This is a genomic window from Streptomyces hygroscopicus (assembly GCF_026168105.1).
Classification (GTDB): Bacteria; Actinomycetota; Actinomycetes; order Streptomycetales; family Streptomycetaceae; genus Streptomyces; species Streptomyces hygroscopicus_D.
In genome coordinates this window covers 1-19567 of record NZ_LBMW01000028.1, presented here as the reverse complement: position 1 = coordinate 19567, position 19567 = coordinate 1, and the positions used below count along the sequence as shown (strand labels likewise).

Genomic DNA, 19567 nt, shown 5'->3' with positions numbered 1-19567 from the left:
GCCCTGTCCAGCTGAGTGGGCGTGGGCGTCGGCGTGCCCGGTGCCCAGGTAGTGGTCGGCTACGACCCTGTCCGCGTGCGCGTCGAACGCGCTGGGCAGGTGGGGCAGTCCTTGGGTAGGTGTCTGTCCATTCCGGCCCCTCAGATGGCGTAGCAGTCGAAGAACTGGTCGTGCTGGTGCTTCGCGGAGTCACAGGTGCGGTAGCGGACCGACACACTGCCGTCGCTGTGGTACTGGCGACCGGTGAACTCGACCTTTCCGGTCCACCACCAGCCGTACACCCGCTTCCAGTCGTTCGGCGACTCGATCAACGGGGTGCACACCGTCTGGTGGTACTGGTTCTTCCCGCACAGCCAGAACTCATCGGAGAAGATGGTGTGGACGCTGGCCTGCTTGTAGGAGTCGGCGTGTGCGCCTGTTGCGCCGATCAGACCGCCGGCGATGAGGCCGGCGGTGGCAGTGCCGGCGGCGAGTGCGCGAATGACGTGCATGAAGGTGTCCTCCCTGATCGGTGCGCTCATGTGGTTGAGATGCCATTACCGTTGATCACGAGGCATCCCGGAAGCTGCTGCGGTTCGGCCGAGCTCTAGATGTCGGACAACTTGTTCCGGAGGGAATACGTGGTGCCATCATGTGATACCGAGACCACATCGGTGATGGTGCCGATCGTGTAGATGACAGCGAAGTACCTGTCATGGGTAAGGGGATCAACAGCGATGGTGTGCTGCTCGCGTTTTCCGTTCCGGACGGAGTAGACGCTGTCCACCGCCGGAGAGACGCGGCCGTACAGGATCGCGGTGTTGTCCCGGAACATGACCGCCGCGTTGGCCGGATAGTGGTTGTCGACGTCGATGTCGCAGGCCGGTATGCCCTGCTGACTCGCGGTGTCCACCGTCAGGCAGTCATTACCCTCTGGATCGCGGAAACTGACCAGCCGCCAGGACAGCCCCGATGTGGTGTCGTGGGCCAGTTCGGACACCGGTGTGTGCGCGGTGCGCGTACCGACCCCCGATGGTTGCGCAGGCCCGGGTGTCGGAGAACCTGTGGCGCATGCGCCGAGCAGGATCGAGGCCGCGGTGGCGACGGTGATGGCCGCGGGGGCGCGACGAGACATGGCAGGCTCCGGTTTCCTCGAGCGATCGTGCGGACGGGACCGGGAAGGTGCCTGGCGAGCCATGGCCCGCCAGGCACCGGGGCGAGCGGTCAGTTCCGGTAGTCCCAGACCTTCGCGCTCTTGAGGTGGCTGTACTCGTAGGTTGTGACGCGGGTGTAGGCCTTGCCGCGGTAGTTCACCCACGGGCTGCAGCGCTGGTGGTCGCCGTGGTAGGTCGGGCTCTCCCACAGCTTCCTGTGCGACGGGTCGGCGCGCAGCGAGAAGTTGTAGCCGAGGTTCCAGGCGGAGCTGTCGTAGCCGGTGGCCAGGATGCAGGTCTGGGCGTCACGGCCGGCGTAGTGGCTGCGGGTGGAATGGAACTGGGTGCTGCCTCCGCCGATATCGCGGAACTCCTGGTAGCTGCTCGTCCCGGCGGGTGCCGCCGGTGCGGCTGAGGCGGGGATGGCGAGAGCTCCCGCGCCGAGCAGAGCCGCGCCGGCGGCGACGGCCATGCGTGTGAGCATTTGCGTTCTCCTTCGTCATGGTCTTTCGGTCATGTCCTCGGGGACCTGCCGGCAGAATGTGAATCCGGCGGCACCGGGCTCTTGTCGGTGATGAGGTGCAAGCGAGAAATTACGGATCGGCCGGCTGTCCCGGCATCCCGCACTGGTTTGAATTTCTCGCTGCAACCCACGCGGTATGGCTCTGGCCGGTCGCCTACCGCTCGGGGTTTTCACAGTGAGGGGGTAAACCGTTGCAGTAGGCGTCCATACCGCCGTCGGCCGACGAGGGACCAGGATCGTGCCCCTTCCCGTGGTGTAGCCGATCAAAGTGTGGGAGTACGCGGGCGTCTGCCCGGGGCGCACACCTGATGCGGGTGGCCGCTACCTGAACAAGAGGCGGGCCGTCTTTTTTCAACTCTCCCTGCTGAAGAAGCAGTTCTTCGGTGCCCTGGAAAGGCGGGTGAACGCCGCACTAACAGCAACCCCCCCACGTACGCCCGTCCCCACCGCCGCTGATCAGAACCCGGGAACGCCTCGAACAACTCCGCCGTGAACGCCTTCAGGTCCTCCGCACGTGCCCCATCGCGGTGCTGGGGAGGTCCCCGTGTCTGCTACGGGGCAAGACCCGCCGCGTGCACGGCCGCACCACGGCCCCGTCGGCGGCCGTTGTGGACGCCCGCCCCGCGGGTCAAGCCCTCGGCCCATCTGGCGGAGATGAGTCAGGGCATCAACGCAGGGAAGAAGAGCAACGGCCGTAGGCGCCACCTCGTCACGGACACCCTCGGTCGCGTCTTCACTGTGATTGTCCCTGCTGCCTCAATGAACACGTGGCGGCGGCGGTCCCGCTCAGCCAACCCCGGGGGTCACCAGGCCCGTCTCATATGCCACCACCACCGCTTGTGCCCGGCTCGCCAGCCCTAACTTGCCCATCGTGCGGTTGAGGTGCGTCTTCACCGTCGCCTCGGAGACGTGGAGATGACAGGCGATCTCGGCGTTGCTCATCCCTCGGGCCACGAGCCGTAACACCTCGTTCTCCCGCCCCGTGAGGCTCTCCAGGTCCGTGAACGGCCCTTCCGGCGCTGCCAGACGCGGGGCGAACGCCTCCACCAGGCGGCGGGTGACGCTCGGCGTGAGCAGGGTGTCGCCCTGGGCCACCGTCTCGATGGCCGCGAGCAGCCGCTGAGGCGGCGTCTCCTTGAGGAGGAAGCCACTTGCGCCTGCGCTGAGTGCCGAGTAGACGTACTCGTCGAGGTCGAAGGTGGTGAGGACGAGCACCTTGGGGTGGTGCGCGAAGTCGGGTGCGAGCATGCGGCGGGTGGCGGCCACGCCGTCCAGGCCAGGCATACGGATGTCCATCACCACGACGTCCGGACGGTGCTGTTCCACACCGGCGAGGGCCTCGAGTCCGTCGGCGGCCTCGCCCACCACTTCGAGGCCGGGGGCCGCGTCGATCAGCGCAGCAAGCCCTGCACGGATCAAGACCTGATCATCGACGACCAAAACCCTCGTCACGGTGCTCCCCCGCCCCCTTGGCTGGCCGCCCAACCATCAGCTGACAGGATCATCATCCAGGATGGCCGACCGTCGCGTCACCTGCGGGCAGTCTCAGGAGGACTTCGAAACCGCCTTCAGGTCTGGCCCCTGCCCGTAACAGCCCGCCGTAGAGCTGGGCGCGTTCCCGCATCCCGAGCAGGCCGTTACCGGTGCCAGGGCCGGGGGCGGGCGTGGTGCCGGCACCATCGTCGGTGACCCGGACCGTCAGGTGGTCGCCGCCGTAGCACACGGCGACCGTGGCTCGCGATCCGGGGGCGTGTTTCATGGTGTTGGTCAGGCTCTCCTGGACGATGCGGAAAGCACACAGGTCCACACCGGGCGGCAGCGGGCAAGGATTGCCGATCGTCTCAACGCGCACCGGGACGCCGGCGGCGGTGACCCGCTCGGCGAGCGCAGTGAGTTGGTTGAGCCCTGACGCAGGCGTGTACGGCTCGCCCTCATCGGGTTCCTCGGAGGTGGTGCGAAGCAGGGCAAGTACGCGGCGCAGTTCGTCCAGTGCCTCGCTGCCCGTGTCCAGCACCGTGTCCAGTGCACGGGCCGCTGTGTCGACGTTGCTCTCCAGGACGTAGCGGGCCAGCCCGGCCTGCACCGCGATCACGGACAGGTGGTGCGCTACGACATCGTGAAGTTCGCGGGCGATTCTGGTGCGCTCGTCAGCCACGGCTCGCCGGGCGCGGTCCTCTTGTTCCAGCCTCAACTGCTCCGCTGTCTCGGCAAGGCGCCTGTTGTTGATCGTCAGCTTGCGGGCCGAGTCGCCGAACTTCCAGAGAACCGTGGGCCACGCCAGGGCCTGGGCAATGACCGAGGCCATGTCGGAACCCTGTGTGCGCAGTCCCGCGTAGATCCAGGTACTGCCCATCACCGCCGCGGCCAACGCGGCCAGTCGGGGCGGCCGTTGTGCGGCGACGGTGTAGATGGCGAGCATGGGAGCCAGGGAGTTGACCATGGGCCAGTAGCCGAGGGCGATGTAGCAGATCCAGAGGACGCAGCAGACCAGCATGACCGTCAGCGGTGCCCGTCGGCGCGCGATGGTGCTCAGGTTGGCGATGCAGGTCAGGGTGATCCCGAGGATGCCGAAGGGAGGCCAGTGGGCCGGCGGTCGCTCGAGTCCGAGCAGAACGCTCACGGTCGTCATGGCGAGCGTGATCATCGCATCCACTGCCAGGGGCGGCAGCGTTCCTATCGGCAGTCGAAGGTGGGGCGGCCGGACCATGGAGGCACACTAGCGGTGGTTCGTCACCGGTAGTTCGTCAAGGTCGTTTCCTGCGTGGTCGGTCCGTGCATCCACCGGTCCTCCCCGGTGCGCACGCCGCGGGCGCGGCCGGGGCAGCCGCGGTCGCGGTCAAGCTCGACAGCCCGGCGCATGCCGCGGTGCACGGTGAGGTCGCTGCGGAGGCGGGAGTCGCGCTGCTCTCGGTGCGTCAGGAAACCCGCCCTGAGCATGTGAAACTCGCCGCCCGTCAGCAGCTCGTCCAGCAGACCATCGACCAGCTGCGTGACCAGGTCGCCCGGATCACCGAACAGCTCAACCAGGCCGAACGGGCCCTGGAGCGCCTCCAGATCACCTCCGTGACGGTGCAGGAGCCGGCGGCCGAGGAGGGACCGCCGACGGTCGACACCCTCCCGCCGGGCGACCACGACATCCTCGCCGTCATCGAGCACGCTACGGACGGACTTCGCCCGAAGCAGCTGTGCCAGATCCTCGGTATCGGAACCGGGCCGCGACACGTCGAAGGCATCCGCGCCAAGCTGAGACGCCTGGTCAGCCGCGGTCTGCTCACCGAGCCCAAACCCGGCCTGTTCACCCAGGCCGACTCAACCTGAGGCCCGACGAAAGGATCGCACGCCGACAAGCCGTCGCCGGACTGGGCCGGAAGCGGTCCCCGGCACGAGATCACGATTCCGAACTCGCCCCCGGGCGACGCCGATACCGCCGAGGTTTACACCCCGTCTACCTCACTGGGTTGACGACCCGCCGTCTGCCGGCTGGCACTGTCGAGTAGTGCCCCGGCAGTCGGGGTTCCGCAGAAGTCCCCTTGCCTAGAGATACAAGGCATGCGTTGACCTGCAGTTTCGCGTGGGCCGTCTGGAATCGTCCGTGTCTCCAGGCGTCGACGTCTTCGCCGGTCAGCGTCCCAGGGCGGCTTCGCTGCCCTCCATCGCCGGTGTCGATCTCCATCCGTGGAGGCGTCCCGGTAGATCGGCTGGCAGGCGCTCACATAACGGAAAGGTGGTGTTGATCGTGTCACTGCGTACGAAGGCTCGCCTCACGGCGCTGGTCTCGGCAGGTGCTGCGGCGCTTGTGCTGCTCACTCCGATGGCTGCCGACGCCGGTACGGTTGGTCAGTACAGCCACACCGTCAACAGTGGCATAGCCCATGGCCAGTGGGCATCGACCCCGAGTATCACGTCTCACGCGGTTCCTACCGCGCGTCGTCAGGCGACTCCGAACAGGTCGGCGCTGTCCCCGGCCGGCATGGCCGGCGCCGCCGGAGCAACCATGCCGGCGAACGAGCCCAGCACCATCGTGCGGATCCCGCTCCCTGACAACTGCTCAGTGACCCCGAAGACCGTCTACGGCCACAAAGGCTGGTTCAGGTGCAACACGAGCCTCCTGGAGGTGAACTGGAACGGCCACTGGGAGGTCTTCGGCATCGGCACCGACTTCGCCATCTGGCACATCGCCTCGTGGTTCAACGGTTGGCGCAGCATGGGCGGTCGGGCAGCGGACATGAACTGGGCCTTTTACGACGCGAACGGCCACCCCAGGGTCCAGGTCTACGTCGGCCCCTCGGCCGACGAATCCGACTACTGGTGCAGCACGTACACCAGTTCCTGGAGCGGCTGGTACCCCTGCTGACGGGTGACCTGGAAGGCCCCTTCGCGGGCCACGCGTCACCGCTCCCCGGACCAGGACGACCGGGAGCCGCGCGGCTCGCCACGGTCGCACGCACCGTGCTGCAGCCCTGTTTCACGTGGCTGCCGAACTCCATCGACGGCATCTCCGTATCAGGACGGATTCCGATTGCCGGCGTCGATCGCAATGCCCGACACCGCTCCGACCACGTCCGTATCGACATCGAATCAGGAGAACCATGAAGAACAGGCTCAGAAGCAGAGCGTCCCGCTGGATCGGCGTGGTAACCGTGCTGCTCACGGCGACCATCGCGCTCGGCAGCGCCCCGGCCAACGCGGTCGCGGCGAGCAACAGCTGGCACACGGTGTACTACAGCGGGCAGGTTCAACAGCGTGACAACTGGTGCGGGCCGGCTGCCGGCGCGACCGTCCTGACGAACTGGCGGATCTCCGGGGTCCCCCAGTCCAGGCTCGCCTCGGAAATGGGGACGGACTCCTTCGGGTTCACCTTTCCCGGTGACCTGGCCAACACCCTGAACAAGCACATCAAATCGCACCTGCACTGGAAGAACGGCCCCTACCAGGTGTACGGCAATACGCCGACCACCGACATGGGCAACCAGAAGTTGTGGGACCTGGCGGTCAGGGATATCAAGCAAGGCCGGGCGCTGATCATTCTTGTGCAGTCCCGCAAGATCCCGTGGGGTGGCGGCAGCTTCGGCGAGGCCCACTACCTGGTGATCGTCGGCTACAACACCAACTACAACGGCAAGGCCGCCTATTCGATCTGGGACCCCGCGGCCGGAGCGATCCACAGCCTGGCCAAGAACGACTTCAACAAGATGGCCTGGGGAACGTCGTTCTACGGCCGTTTCGTCATCGCCTGACGGCCTCAACGGGACCCGGATTCGGGCCGCAGTCGCCGCCCCCCTCGACGAAGCCAGTGCAGCGACATCACGACCGCACGGCCACACGCGCCGACGGTCGCCATCACCCCACCACACCATCGGAGATGGCAGTGTCTCCCATGTCGCTCGGTACGAAAACTCGTCTCACGGCCCTGGTCTCGACAGCGGCCGCCGCACTCGTGATTCTGATGCCGACGGGCGCCGAAGCGGCTGCGCGCGGTCCGTACAGCTACACGATCGAAAGTGGAGTGCGCGACGACAATTGGGCGTCGACGCCCAAAGTGACTCCGCACAAGGACGTGCAGGTGTGTATCCCCGAATTCGCGTCGAGCGGCAACATCGCCGACCCCGAGTGGTTCTTCTCCATCCGACAGGCCTCGAACGCGTCCCGGGTGTGGGCGAGTCAGAACTACACCGGCGTTGACGGTTTCGGTTCTGATCACTGCAGCCCTTGGATCAACGTGAACTCCTCGGTGTACGCCCGGGTGACCGTCCACCCCACCGGCTTCTCCTGGGGGCAGAAGGAGTACTTCAAGGTCTGGTTGTACTACAACTGACCGGCGCCCGGCCCCGCCGCTCGGGTTGCGGGGCCAACCCGCGGGCGCCCGCGTCACAGCAGATTCCCCGGCTTCGATCCTGGCGGGCGGTCAGCGGCTGACCCCGCAATCCCCAAGATCCCCTATCAGACGACAGGAGGGCCGACGCTCAGGCGAGCCGCACGCCCCGACTCGGTTCCTGGACTTTCCGCTGTTCGGCGGGGCGGCCGGGGCGCGACTTGCGCGGTCCGCTGCGCACTCCTGGGCAACGGCTCCGGGCCGGCGACCATGCGCTGGAAATCCGGAGCGCTGGACCGGGGACCGGAGACGCCGCCGACCCGCATACGCCGACCGGGTCCCGCCAATCGAAGCCGACGCGTCCACGCTGCAACGACATCCACAGCTGCCGTCGCCAAACAGAGATCAACTCGCTCACCGGCCACAATGTTCAACTTGCCAACTGCTTGACCACGCCAGGGGGCAAGTTCTGGGAGTCCTGCGTTGAGTCTCCATGCACGCCTTGGTCTCCGAGAGCGCCCGCCGGCACCGCCCAGCCGTCCCGGAGCCGCGTTGCCTTGCGGGGCCGGGGAGCGCCCGCGGAAAATGGGTTGGGCGGGGTGCCGCCCGCTTGGTAGCGTGCGGAACACCGTGACAGGCCGCTAGGAGGTGAGACCCGTGAACGCAGTTCTCAAGTGGGTGCTCCCTCTTTTCTCCACGGTGCGCGAGTGACATAGGTGTCCTCGGGAGTGCCTCGACCGCCAAGGCACTTTTGAAAGGCCGTCACTATGAACACATCGCATTTCTCTTCGGGCGCGGGGAAGCGCCCGGTAACAATCACGCGGGTCGCGGAGACGCAGTGGCTCGCCGTCGAAGACCACCGGGAAATCGGGCGTGGCGACGCTGTGTGCAGGCCCGACGGGCGGATGTTCGTCAGCATCGATGCGTGGCAGGGCGCGGTCTTCGACCGGCTCGCCGCTGCGATGGTGGCGGACCTGCCGACGCCGCTGCACGTGGTGCTCGAGGAGACCGACCGTGAGGTCAGGGCCGGTTGGGAGCGGGTCGGCTTCACGATAGGGCGCCGTGAGCGGGAGTACGCCGTGCCCACCGACCCGGGGGTCACCGGACTCCACGCGGTGCGACCGCCGTCGGCTGTGACGATCGTGCCCGCCGGCGAGGCGCAGGAGGACCTGCTGCGCGTGCTGGACCGGGCGATTCGCGACGAGGTCGAGGCCACGGTCGGCTGGCAGACGATGCCGGCCGAGGTGTTGCCCCGCCCTGCTGGGGTCACGATCGTGGACCCGTCGAAGTACGCGGTCGCGGAACTGTCCGGCCGGTACGTGGGGCTGGTCCGGGTGGCGCCGGTCACCCGAAGGCCGCGGATCGGGCTGATCGCGGTCCTGGCCGATGCGCAGCGCCGGGGCATCGCGCGGGCGTTGCTGGCCCACGCGCTGGGTTCGCTGCACCGCTCCGGGGCCGAATCGGCATGGGCCGAAGTGGACGAATCCAATGCCGCGGCCGTAGCGCTCTTCGAGGGCGTCGGCGCCAGGTGCACGGGCGGAAATCTGGAACTGGTTCGCCTTTGAGTCGCCGCCACACCTCAGCGCGTCCCCGCGTTTTTCACAGTCATCGACTCCAGGAATGAGTGAATTGCCGAAAACATCGGGCGGTCTCGAAATGGAGGGAACCGTCGTCGAATGCCTGCGCAACGCCACCTTCACGGTGGAGCTGCAGAACGGGCACAAGGTGCTCGCGCACATCAGCGGGAAGATCCGGAAGAACTACATCAAGATCCTCCCGTACGACCGGGTGCTCGTGGAGCTGAGCCCCTACGACCTCACCCGGGGTCGGATCCTCTACCGTTACCGGACGTGAGCGCGATCACCCTGCCTCGGTGAAGACCAGGGGAATCCGTGCGCCGAGAGCTCTCACGGAAGGTGTGTGTTTCTCGGCGGTGGTTCGTCGCTTGTGCCGGCGGTAGGTGGGCCAGCCTCGGCGGATGAGGCTGCGAACGGTGATGATCGTGTCGGCAAGGTCAAAGAAGGCGTTGACGACCGTAGTACGGCGTTCGTAGCAGCGGGCGAGGCGGTGGAGGACGCGGGCACCCGTGGGACACACGGGTACCTTCTGATCCGTAGCCATGGAGGGATCGGTCACCAGCGGTCATACAGGCCATTGCGGGGCCTCCAACGGGCGTGCCGGGTCGCGGTTGGTCGCCGCGGTTGCTGTACCGCGCTGCTGTACCGCGGCTCACTGCCACCTGTGAGCAATCTTTGCGAAAGGCTCACAAGAGCTACGTGCCACGTCCGGGAGGCGTCGCTAGCGTTGCTGGCCACTCGAGTCCGAGTGCCGGGGGTTTTGTAGATCAGACGACCGATGCGGACATCGACCGCGCAATGAGGAGGATCCTAGTGTCGAGCGGCTACCCGGAGGATTTCGAGCTGCGGATCGACGTCGGACGGTTGTGGGCGGGTGGGCTCGCGACAGCCGTGGTGGTCGGACTGGTCGCTGAGGTCGGCATCCTGGTCGCGCGAGGGCTGCTGCACCTCGCGGTCTTCGCCCCGATAGGCGATGGGCTGTGGGGCGACGCCAACACCACCACTTACGCGGTGGGGGCTGGTGTCATCGCGCTGGTAGCAACCGGCTTGCTGCACTTTCTAATCGGAACCACTCCGAGCGGCACTACCTTCTTCGGCTGGATCATGGGGTTGCTGACCGTCGTCGCGGTGGTGATCCCCTTGAAGGTCATCGGCACCAGCACCGAGATCATCGCCACCACCGTGCTCAACGCCCTCATCGGGATGGTTATCACCACGCTGCTGATCAATACGGGCAACGGATCACGGACGAGGATGCGTCCGCAGTACCCGGACCCCGCTCATCAACCGCGCCAGTACTAGGCCGTTCCGGCCGATCGTCCGTTCCGCTGGACTCGTCGTCACCGTAAGGTGGATGCGCCGCGAGGTTGCCGTGGATCCGCCGGTAGCCCCGTGAGGCATTTCTCGCGTGCCGGACGGACGACCAGGGCACGGGTCGAGCAGATGGTGGGCGGGCGCCCGTGGCGCTTGGGCATGAAAGTTGCAGCGTCGAAGGCGCGGCCGGAGATCGGAGATCAAGCGCGCCATGGTCTCCCCGGTGAGCAGCGGCATGAAGTGACTGCGAGCTGCGCGATGACCAGCCGGACCTGCTCGCGGGCCCACGCAGAGCGCGTCGCGCGCCGAGCCAACGTGGCACATCGCTGGCAGGCTCGCCCTGGGAGCTCGCCGTAACGCTCCCAGGGCGGTCAGCAGCGGTCCTTGCAGAATCCCGTTCTCACTCAGAGCCAGCCGGCCACGAGCGGGACGGCGAGGGAGGAGTGGTACTTGGTGCAGTAGGCATACGACCAACTGCGGGCGTCCACCAGTGCACCAGTCGCCATGCGTCCGTTCTTGCATTTCGCCCAGGCCATGTACGTGCCCTTGGAGCACGTGACACCGTAGGTGTTCTGGTCGTGCCACGGGGTGCACGCAGCCTGCGCTGCGGCCGGCCGGGTGGCGGAGGCGGTCCCAGAGGCAGAGGCGGCATGGGCGGACGGGGTCAGGGTGAGACCGAGACACAAGGTGGCCGCGACGGTCAGGATGCCTGCACGCTGACGGGTTGTGCTCACGACTGGATCCTTTCTCTCCGGTGTGCGATTTCTGGACCGCACACCCCGTGATCTATGGCTCCCTCGGCGAACCACCGAGGGGCCCCTCTTTCCCAGGCTCGTAGTTCCTCGTAGAGGCATGCGCGGCGCCGGGCGTCAGAGGGTTGTGTCCTGCGTGGTGGCGTTCGTCCGGGCCCGATACAGGGCTGGAGAACGGTCTTGAGCTGCTACTGCTCGATGATCCACGTCCTGACCGAGCTCACCGGTACCCCGGAGGTCCACGTCTGGTTCGTTCCTGACCACACCGTCGCGTGGTCACTGCCGCTTGCATCGCCGCACGTGTACCAGGCGTTGTTCACGCGATACTGCCAGGCCAGGTCCACCGTCGCTCCCACGTGGGCGTGGCCGAGGTAGGCCCACATGTACGTTGTCCCGTGGTACTCGCCTTCGTACAGGCCCACCCACGAACCATCTGAGTTGGTGTGCGTGGGGCCCACGAGTCGCTTGTTGGTGGTGTTGGCCGGGTCGGGATCCCAGGCACCGCACCACACGCTCGAGGATGCGGCTGAGACCGTCCGGTGCGCGGCGGCGTTCCAACCGGCGATGTTGTCGCTGGCGCCGCTCGCCTGTCCGGCGAATGCGCCCATGAGGCCGAGGACCGCTGCAGCTCCCGCCGTCCCCATGCGGACGCTGATCCTTTTCTTGAACACGGGCTCTCCCTGGTGGTGTTCTCGTAGTCGCTTTGGCGTGTCGAGCATGCGGCGGGACAGCGGTTTGCATCCTTGTGGTACGCGAACCGTTGAGGCCCGCGGCGCGTGGCCCGTCTCCCGACCGACCCTCGGAGCAACCGCTGCCGCTGACGGCGTAACCAGGCCCGCGCCGCCGGCCGCTGACCTCGGTTCTACGGGATCGGTCTTGTCCGGTGTCGGTGAGCGGAGGCCGGACAACAGACTCCGGACAACGAGTCGCCAGATGCGTTTGGGGTGCGAGCTCGCGCGTCCGAGCAACAGCCCGGTCGTCCGGCTCAACGCCCGCCGGTGTCGCTGACGGGTCGCGCGGCGTGCAGCACCACCTGTGCACGCACCCGCAGCCGGTGCTCGGTCTTGTGGCCGTAGGCCATCTTCTTCAACCGCGCGCGTTCGGCGGCACTCGGGGCTATCGGACAGGGGGTGCGGACGGGCATGGCGGGCGAACCGACCGGCCGAAGTGGATCACTGGTACCCCGCAGCCTGCCCCGCCCGTCACCGCCCCAGCCCCCGCAATGACCGGTGCAAGAGGCCACTTGGGCAGGGAAAACGCAACTTCGACATGGCCCGCAGAGGCAGCTACCTTCACCTGGTCTTCGGCGATCGCCCACGGTCGCACAGGAGTTCCTTCAGGTTGAGCCACCCGCGGGTCCACACCAGGCACCCCCAACGAGGAAGAGACGCATGCCCCATCTTGCGCTGTACACATTCGGCGTCCTGAAGTCACCTCTCGCCGATCCCGCCCCTCTCACGCGCGAGCTCCACGACAGCGGCGAGGCCATCTACCGGAGGATCAGCCAGCACCCCGGGTACCTCGCTCGTGCTGAAGCGGCAGACGGCGGCCGGGGCACACACTTCGACCTGGACTGGGGTGCATGGGGCGAGTTCGCCGTACCGACCTGGTACGGCAAGGGCCATACGGTGGAAACCATCGCCCTGGCCGCGACCCTCTCACTCTGGACCGACCTGCGCCCCGCCTTCGACGCCATCTACACCGGTCTGCACCGTGAGGCACTCAACAGGCGTTACGACTGGTTCGAGAGGGCAGCACACCCGGGTTACGTCTTCTGGTGGGTCTCCGATGGCGTGATACCCACCTGGCAGGACGGGGTTTCCAGGCTGGAACACCTCCACGACCACGGCTCCGCGCCGCACGCCTTCACCTTCCACCACTCGTTCGCCCCGGACGGAACTCCGACCAGGATCAAAGGCATCGGGCCGAAGAGCGACCAGGTTCGCTGACAAGGAAGCCTGAACGACTGGGTTCGCTGTCAAACGCCTCGATTGTCCGTCCGGAGCGTCCGGATGGTCCAACGTCGATCTTCCCCACGCGCGCCGGCTCCCTCAGCCGAGGGCGAAGTCGTCGGCGCCGACGTTGGACTGGCCGTACCAGCCGTGGACGTAGACGGTGATCGTTCCGCTGCTGCCGGTGGTGAAGCCGACCTTGAGCTGGTTCCAGCTCATGCTGTTCGACCACGTGCTCGCGGTGGCGCCGCCGGTGACTCCGATGTAGGCGTACGGGCCCTGCACCCAGCCGGTGAGCGTGTAGCTCTGGTTGGGGGACAGGGTGACGGTCTGGCCGCATTCGCCGGTGCCGCTGGAGCTCGGGGTGACCTCCAGGCTGTGGCTGCCGCTGTGGACCGGGCTGGAGACCACTGCGCTGCCGCCCGTGCAGGTCCAAGGGCTCAGGCTGCCGGTTTCGAAGCCCGCGTTGGCCAGTGAGCCCCCGCCTCCTCCTCCGCCGCCTCCACTGCCGGTGACAGTGAGCGTGTAGGTCGCGCTGTGGCTGCCACTCGCGGCGGTGCCGATGACGGTGATTGGGTAGATGCCTGCGGCCACGGACGAGCCGACCGTCGCCGTCAGCGTCGAGTTGCCACCAGATGTTACGGATCCGGGGCCGAAGGAGACGCTGACGCCGGAGGGTGCGCCGGAGGCGGAGAGGCTGACGGATTCGGCGCTGCCAGAGGTGACAGCTGTGGAGACGGCCGCGGTCGCGGAACCGCCCCGGGCGACCGAGGCGGAGTCCGGCGACAGGGACAGGGAGAAGTCACTGGTGGTGCCCCCGCCTCCGCCTGAGCTGCCCTCGTACGGCACGAACGCGTCTGTGAACGCGAGGCTGTCCTGACTGATTTCGCTGCACGTGGACAGCGAGTTGGCGCTTCCACTGCACGGTTGGTCCCGGTTGACCGACCAGAACGCCAGCCGCCCGACACCGTTCTGTGCGGCGAAACTCTCCACCGTCTGGGCGTCCGCCGGCGTGAAGGTGGAACCGTCGTCGTTCTTGCCGATCATCGGAGTAATGCCGAGGTTGGCGTAGGTGTAACCGGAGTCGACGGACTGCATCTGCGCCAGCGTGGCCTTGGCTGCGGAAACCGCGCCTTGGCCCATCTCGGTGCCGGTGCCGCCGTAGTAGTCCATGGTCATGATGTTGACTACGTCGATCTTGGTGCCCGCGTTCTCAGCGGCTTTGAGGATGTTGACGCCGTCGTTGGTCAGCCCGCTCGTCAGCACCGGCAGGGTCATGGAGAACTGCAGGCCGGGGTTGGACGCCTTGAGGTCCTTCATCGCCTGCATCTGGCGGGCCGCGGCCGCGGTGTCCGCGACGGCGGCGCCTTCGACGTCGAAGTCGAGTCGGGTGACGCCGTAGTCGTTGACGATGGCCTGGTATCCGGCGTCGATGCTGCTCTGGTTCGAGCACGTCCACGCGAGCGGCTCGCCGCTCGCCCCGCCGGAGGAGACGATGACGGAGGCGCCTTCGGACCTCGCCTTGGCGATCTCGGGATCGGTGTAGGAGTCGGCGCCGATGGGGAGCGTGTCGCCCCAGATCTGGGTGCAGCCTTCGCCGAGTACGAACGCCGCTGTGTAGGCCTTGAGGTGGTGTCCGGTGATGGCGGTGTCGAGCAGTCCTTCCTGACTGTTCGACATGTCGACGTAGGGAGCCACGGAGTAGACGCTGCTCACCGCGGCGCTGCCGGCGGGGGCCAGCGCGACGGCGACGCCGGTGGCCGAAAGCGCGAGGGCGCACACGGAAGCCGCAAATCTGGCCAGGTGCATGACAGTTCCCCTTTCGGGGATGCCCATCGGGGGGCGAAGTGGTGGGGGTGGGCCGCGAAGGGCTTGGTACATACCAAACAGCCCGCGGGACCCTCCGTCAAGAGGCCTAGACCAACTGAGTCCATTCGGGTCGGCCCGGGGCAACTTCCGGCGAGCGGAAGCCGTCAACTGCTGGGCGGACAAGGGCTACCAAGGCGCAGGCGGCGTCGTCCGCCTTCCTTACCGCGGCCGATGGGACAGCCTTTCCGCCGGTCAGCAGGCCGTCAACCGGTCCCACGCGAAGGGTCGGGCACTGGTCGAACAAGCCATCGCCACCCTCAAGTTTCACGGGCGTGGCGCTGGTCGACCCGGCCGCGCTGGCCCACTTCCTCGCCGAGCACGGGCGACCGGACCGTAAACCGAAGGCCACCAGCGCCAGAATCCCTGCGGCTCCGGCGAGTTGGGCGCCGCTGCGGTGCCCCAGCGCGCTGTCCGACAGGTAAGTTTTTGGGCAACGTGCGCCTGTATCGACCGCGACTGGCGCGAAAGTGGGCACACTGACGCCGGAGGGGGAGGCGGCGTATCGGGCCCAGGGGCCGGCGAGCCGCCGTTGGCCGCGTGCGCCTTGGGGCGCCGCCGTGGCGTTTGGGGGATGGATGACGCAGTCGATTGACGGGCAGCGCCGTGCCCAAAACGGGCTCGACTCCGGAGTGGGGGGCGAGCCGGTGGTGGTCATCGGCGCCGGTCCGTACGGCCTGTCGGTGGCCGCGCATCTGCGGGCGGCCGGCGTCCCGGTGCGCGTCTTCGGCGACATCATGGGCAGCTGGCGGCACGCGGTGGCGACCGGCATGTTCCTGAAGTCGACGCCGGCGGCAACCGATCTGTCCGCCCCGGTGCCGGGTGGTCGGCTGGCGGACTTCTGCCGGGAGACGGGCGAGCCGGAGCTGACCGAGCTGACGCCGATCCCGTGCCAGACGTTCGTGAACTACGGGATGTGGTTCACCCAGCGGTACGTCGGCTCCGTCGACCCGACCCGCGTCACGGCGGTGGAGCGCGCCGGGGCGGGCTTTGCCGTCCGTCTGCAGGATGGCGAGGAGATCGAGTCCGCGGCCGTGGTGGTGGCCACCGGACTTGCCACGCTCGCGCACATCCCCGACGAACTGTTGCTGCTGTCGCCTGGCGAGCCAGGGCCGCGGGCGGCGCTGTCCCACACGAGTCAGCACACCGACCTGTCACGGTACGCCGGACTGCGCGTCGCGGTGGTTGGGGGCGGCCAGTCGGCGCTGGAGAGCGCCGCGCTGCTGCACGAGGCCGGCGCAGACGTCGAGGTGCTGGTGCGTGCCTCTCGGGTGCGTTGGGGTGAGCGCCCGCAGCTGCGGCGGCCGTGGACGCGGCGGCTGGCCCAACCGGCCTCCCCGCTTGGTACCGGCTGGATCCTGGCCGCAGTCTGCCGCGCTCCTGGCACCGTACGGGCCCTGCCGGCCGCCGCGCGGATGCAGCTGTTCCGGCGCGCCCTGGGCCCCTCGGGCGGTTGGTGGCTGCGCGAGCGCGTCGAAGATGTCGTTCCCGTCCGAACCGCCTGCCGCGTCGAGCAGGCGCGGCTGGCAGGCAATGAGGTGCACCTGCGACTCGGCGGGACGGGCAGCGGGCGAGCCGACGTGGTCGTCGACCACGTGCTGGCCGCCACCGGCTACCGGCTCGACGTCGATGCCCTGCGCTTCCTCACGCCGCCGGTGCGCGAGGCGGTGGCCCGAGTTCCCGGTGCTCAAGCCCCGCGCCTGTCCGGCGCGTTCGAGTCCAGCGTGCCGGGACTGTACTTCACCGGCTCGCTGGCGGCACCCACGTTCGGTCCGATGCTGCGCTTCGTGGCCGGCACCGAGTTCGCCGCCCGGCGGATCACCGGGCGGCTGGCGCGTCAGCGCCGATGACCGCTCACGCCGGGGCACCGCCCGCCTTCTTCCCTTTGCGTCAGCTGGCAGCGGTACGCAAAAGACTTGACTGAGCGTCAGGTGCATGAGTCTGCACCACCGATCCGGAGGTCCTGACCCGCCCCATGGAGTACGTCCATACGCAGACCGCCCGTTCACTCACCAGCAGTGCCGCGCATCTGCCTGCCTGACAGCAGGCGGTGCGGTCACGGTGGCGGCGGGGTGCCGAGCCGTGGCGGAGAGAGCAGGATTCGAACCTGCGTGGGGCAGAACCCCTCATCGGAGGTGAACTCCGATCCCCATTGGGCCGCTATGGGTATCTCTCCAGTCGCCCTTGGTGGGTGACAAACGAAGCATGGCAGTTGTGGCTTGCATGGCGCTGAGATGGGCGTCTCAGTCGCATCCGGTGCGGGCCCGCCGCATCGCGTCAGGCCCGGCGCTCGGCGACGCCGAACAGGTAGTCGCCGCTGATGCGGGTACAGGCATCGCGCACCGTGAGGCCGTGCCGATGCAGCTCGGGCAAGAACTGGGCGGCGCTGAACCGGTCCTCTGTGGGGTGATCGAACAGCAGCCGGTAGCTGGGTCTGGCAAGCGCGTGAGCCGTGACCTCCTCGAAGACGAACAGGCCACCCGGTTTGAGTACGCGGGCGATCTCGGCCAGCGCGGCACGCCAGTTCGGTATGTGGTGAATGATGGCGAAATCGAATGCGGCGTCATAGGAACCGTCGGCGGCACCGAAGGCGGACCGCAGGTCCGTGGCGTCCCCCACCGCCAGCCGGGTACGGTCCGGATGGTGGCGGGACAGCCGGCGGCGGGCCTTGTCGATCATGCCGGGATCAAGGTCCAACGCGTCCACCTGCGCGGCGCGGAACCCGTCCAGAATCAGCCGGGTTCCGTAGCCGGGGCCGCAGCCGATCTCCACCGCGTGTGCGCCGGGCGGCAGGGGTCCACCCGCCAGCTGCAGCAGCTTGGGTATCTCGTAGTGACGTTGCAGCGCTCGGCGGCCGGCGTTGTCGATGGCCGCCTTCTCGATCCGGTTCATCAGCATGGCGTGGCCCCTGTCCGACGTGTCACGTCCACCGTCCGTACCCGATCCCGCGGGCCCCCGAGAGGAGCTGTTCGCGCAGCAGGGTGCGCCGGATCTTCCAGGTCGCGGTGCGCGGAAACTCGTCCCAGCCGATCTTGACCGGAGCGGCCATCACGGGCAGGTCCGCGGTGGCCCGACGCCATTGCGCCGGGTCGAGGGAGGATCCCTCCCGCAGGCTGAGCACGGGTTGGGGGTTGCCGTCCCGGACGGCGAGCACGACCACCTCGGTGATCTGTGGCAGCCGGTCGAGCAGCAGGTCCTCGATTTCCAGCGCACTCGTGCCGGGGATCCGGTCGACTTCGCGGTCGATCAGCCGAACCGTTCCCCAGCGACCGATGACCGCCATGTCACCGAGGTTCCACCAGAGCCCCTCGCACTTGGCGGTGTGCCGCTTCTGCTCTCCGACGTAGCCGAGGCAACGGCCGGGTGCCGAGAACTGGATCAGACCCACCTGCCCGGCCGGTACGGGATCCCCGCTTTCCGGCGCAACCGCGCGCACTTTGCCGAATCCAGGAACCGGCCAACCCACGTTCTGGGTCGGTGGGGGACGATTGCCGCACCGCTTCACCGAGCCGCGCAGATACGGGCGGATGGCGACGGCTCCGGCCTCGGTCTGACTCCACGACTGCACCCAGATGGGCAGCCTGCGATCGGTGGCCGCGAGGAAGGTCCGTACGGTGCGCGTGTGAATGGCGTCGAAGGAGTTGATGTAGAGCCGGACGTTGCGAAACGGCCGGCGTGGGTCATGAGCCAGGTCCTCCCAGGCCAGGAACGCGTTCGGGAGGGTTTCGACGAGAGTGGGGGCGTGCGCGGCCAGCAATGCGTGCGCTGTGGGCGACTCCGGGTCCGACAGCATCAGCAGTTTCGGCCCGACGGTGGTCAGGGGCAGCAGTCCTGTGATGACCCGCTGGTGCGAGTACGGGTGGCAGAACGCCACGGTGTCACTCCTGCGCAGCCGGATGAGCGGCCACCGCTCGGTCTCGACCAGAGCCAGGGAGTAAAGAGACTGTGCCGAGTGCATCACCAGCTTGGGCACCCCCGTCGTGCCCGACGTGTGGGTGATGACCATCGGTTCGTGCGGCTTGCGCATCCTGACCTGTGGCACGGGCCCGCCGGCCAGTTCCGCGAATGCCGTCACATCGGACCGGTCCGGAGACGGCGTGCCCACGCAGGCCGTACGTTCCGTCAGCCGGGCCAGGCCGTCCTCGTCGAGGGCCAACCGTGACAGGGCTTGCCGATCCGCCACCAGGAAGGGGCGCTCCAGGCGTTCGAGGAGAACGGTGAGAGTCTCAGCGGGATGGTTGTCGGTGATCAGCGCGGGAATCGCGCCGATCCGCGCGGCGGCCGAGGCGAGCAGCGCCACGTCGAGGTGGTTGCGTTTGATGACGGCGACCCGGTCCCATTCGCGTACTCCCAGTGCGTACAGCCGCGAGGCGAGATCGTCCACCAAGGACGCCCACTCGTCGTAGCTGCGCACCAGCGGGCCATCCGGATCGACGTCCGGCGCGCGGTCGACGATCACCGGGCCGAACCTGCCGCGCCGCGCGGCGAGATGCCATGCCTCGCCGATCCGCCCGGTGTGCGGCACCCGCGAGAGCGGGCTCAGCCGGCGCCGGAACCGCGTGCGGGCGTAGTCGTCCAGAAACGCCGGTCGTGGTCTTCCGCTCTGATCGGCCGTGAGGGGCGTCAGGGTCATGGGCA

At 67.8% G+C, this 19567-nt stretch carries 20 protein-coding genes and 2 pseudogenes; 10 read left to right on the top strand and 12 right to left on the bottom strand.

The features are described from left to right. Positions 1 to 140 precede the first annotated feature (140 nt). From AAW14_RS24780 to AAW14_RS24760, 5 genes are all read right to left on the bottom strand, one after another. Positions 141 to 521, bottom strand: coding sequence for a hypothetical protein (locus AAW14_RS24780; RefSeq protein ID WP_265566139.1), 381 nt, complete (start codon positions 519 to 521; stop codon positions 141 to 143). 65 nt (positions 522 to 586) lie between these two features. After that, entirely contained in the window at positions 587 to 1114 is a 528-nt protein-coding gene (locus AAW14_RS24775) for a hypothetical protein (RefSeq protein ID WP_265566138.1), read from the bottom strand. Positions 1115 to 1203: 89 nt separating this feature from the next. After that, the gene (locus tag AAW14_RS24770; RefSeq protein ID WP_265566137.1) at positions 1204 to 1617 is read right to left on the bottom strand and encodes a hypothetical protein; all 414 of its coding nucleotides are present in this window, start codon (positions 1615 to 1617) and stop codon (positions 1204 to 1206) included. An 825-nt stretch (positions 1618 to 2442) separates the two neighbouring features. Next, the gene (locus AAW14_RS24765; protein WP_265566136.1) at positions 2443 to 3108 is read right to left on the bottom strand and encodes a response regulator; all 666 of its coding nucleotides are present in this window, start codon (positions 3106 to 3108) and stop codon (positions 2443 to 2445) included. A gap of 52 nt (positions 3109 to 3160) precedes the next feature. Continuing rightward, positions 3161 to 4363, bottom strand: coding sequence for a sensor histidine kinase (locus AAW14_RS24760; RefSeq protein WP_265566135.1), 1203 nt, complete (start codon positions 4361 to 4363; stop codon positions 3161 to 3163). Between the two features lie 65 nt (positions 4364 to 4428). On the opposite strand from AAW14_RS24760, the gene AAW14_RS24755 reads away from it, so the two are divergent. From AAW14_RS24755 to infA, 6 genes are all read left to right on the top strand, one after another. Beyond that, complete coding sequence (locus AAW14_RS24755; RefSeq protein WP_265566134.1) at positions 4429 to 4974, top strand: hypothetical protein; 546 nt, start codon at positions 4429 to 4431, stop codon at positions 4972 to 4974. A gap of 676 nt (positions 4975 to 5650) precedes the next feature. After that, positions 5651 to 6010 carry a hypothetical protein gene (locus AAW14_RS24750; RefSeq protein WP_265566133.1) on the top strand — a complete coding sequence of 120 codons (360 nt, stop codon included), beginning with the start codon at positions 5651 to 5653 and terminating at the stop codon, positions 6008 to 6010. A gap of 235 nt (positions 6011 to 6245) precedes the next feature. Beyond that, positions 6246 to 6893, top strand: coding sequence for a C39 family peptidase (locus AAW14_RS24745; RefSeq protein ID WP_265566132.1), 648 nt, complete (start codon positions 6246 to 6248; stop codon positions 6891 to 6893). 125 nt (positions 6894 to 7018) lie between these two features. Next, positions 7019 to 7471, top strand: coding sequence for a hypothetical protein (locus AAW14_RS24740; RefSeq protein WP_265566131.1), 453 nt, complete (start codon positions 7019 to 7021; stop codon positions 7469 to 7471). 764 nt (positions 7472 to 8235) lie between these two features. After that, positions 8236 to 9033, top strand: coding sequence for a GNAT family N-acetyltransferase (locus AAW14_RS24735; RefSeq protein ID WP_265566130.1), 798 nt, complete (start codon positions 8236 to 8238; stop codon positions 9031 to 9033). 55 nt (positions 9034 to 9088) lie between these two features. Next, the gene (infA, locus tag AAW14_RS24730) at positions 9089 to 9322 is read left to right on the top strand and encodes a translation initiation factor IF-1 (protein WP_416223362.1); all 234 of its coding nucleotides are present in this window, start codon (positions 9089 to 9091) and stop codon (positions 9320 to 9322) included. A gap of 81 nt (positions 9323 to 9403) precedes the next feature. Here infA and AAW14_RS24725 read toward each other — a convergent pair. Next, a pseudogene (locus AAW14_RS24725) lies at positions 9404 to 9577 on the bottom strand (IS5/IS1182 family transposase); the annotation flags it as partial. 281 nt (positions 9578 to 9858) lie between these two features. Between AAW14_RS24725 and AAW14_RS24720 the strand changes: the two are divergent. Beyond that, the gene (locus AAW14_RS24720; RefSeq protein ID WP_265566129.1) at positions 9859 to 10347 is read left to right on the top strand and encodes a DUF6069 family protein; all 489 of its coding nucleotides are present in this window, start codon (positions 9859 to 9861) and stop codon (positions 10345 to 10347) included. Between the two features lie 416 nt (positions 10348 to 10763). Here AAW14_RS24720 and AAW14_RS24715 read toward each other — a convergent pair whose 3' ends face one another. The 3 genes from AAW14_RS24715 to AAW14_RS24705 all read right to left on the bottom strand — a co-directional run bounded on the left by AAW14_RS24715 (position 10764) and on the right by AAW14_RS24705 (position 12255). Beyond that, the gene (locus AAW14_RS24715) at positions 10764 to 11093 is read right to left on the bottom strand and encodes a hypothetical protein (protein WP_265566128.1); all 330 of its coding nucleotides are present in this window, start codon (positions 11091 to 11093) and stop codon (positions 10764 to 10766) included. A 206-nt stretch (positions 11094 to 11299) separates the two neighbouring features. After that, positions 11300 to 11782 (bottom strand): hypothetical protein, encoded by a 483-nt coding sequence (locus tag AAW14_RS24710; RefSeq protein WP_265566127.1) that lies wholly within the window; start codon positions 11780 to 11782, stop codon positions 11300 to 11302. 314 nt (positions 11783 to 12096) lie between these two features. Next, positions 12097 to 12255: a hypothetical protein gene (locus tag AAW14_RS24705; protein ID WP_265566126.1), complete on the bottom strand. Its 159-nt coding sequence runs from the start codon at positions 12253 to 12255 to the stop codon at positions 12097 to 12099. Positions 12256 to 12502: 247 nt separating this feature from the next. Between AAW14_RS24705 and AAW14_RS24700 the strand changes: the two genes are divergently transcribed. After that, on the top strand, positions 12503 to 13060 hold the full coding sequence (locus AAW14_RS24700) for a DUF3291 domain-containing protein (protein ID WP_265566125.1): 558 nt from the start codon (positions 12503 to 12505) through the stop codon (positions 13058 to 13060). 102 nt (positions 13061 to 13162) lie between these two features. Here AAW14_RS24700 and AAW14_RS24695 read toward each other — a convergent pair whose 3' ends face one another. Next, a complete protein-coding gene (locus tag AAW14_RS24695) occupies positions 13163 to 14872 on the bottom strand; it encodes a carbohydrate binding domain-containing protein (RefSeq protein ID WP_265566124.1) in 1710 nt (569 codons plus the stop codon). A 163-nt stretch (positions 14873 to 15035) separates the two neighbouring features. Here AAW14_RS24695 and AAW14_RS24690 point away from each other — a divergent pair. Further along, positions 15036 to 15194, top strand: a pseudogene (locus tag AAW14_RS24690) (transposase family protein); the annotation flags it as partial. A gap of 313 nt (positions 15195 to 15507) precedes the next feature. Then, a complete protein-coding gene (locus AAW14_RS24685) occupies positions 15508 to 16779 on the top strand; it encodes an FAD-dependent oxidoreductase (RefSeq protein ID WP_265566123.1) in 1272 nt (423 codons plus the stop codon). 427 nt (positions 16780 to 17206) lie between these two features. Here the strand turns inward: AAW14_RS24685 and AAW14_RS24680 are convergent, their stop codons facing one another. Beyond that, on the bottom strand, positions 17207 to 17821 hold the full coding sequence (locus AAW14_RS24680; protein WP_265566122.1) for a class I SAM-dependent methyltransferase: 615 nt from the start codon (positions 17819 to 17821) through the stop codon (positions 17207 to 17209). Positions 17822 to 17849: 28 nt separating this feature from the next. Beyond that, positions 17850 to 19567: class I adenylate-forming enzyme family protein (locus AAW14_RS24675; protein ID WP_265566121.1), on the bottom strand; the 1718-nt coding region annotated here is incomplete at its 5' end.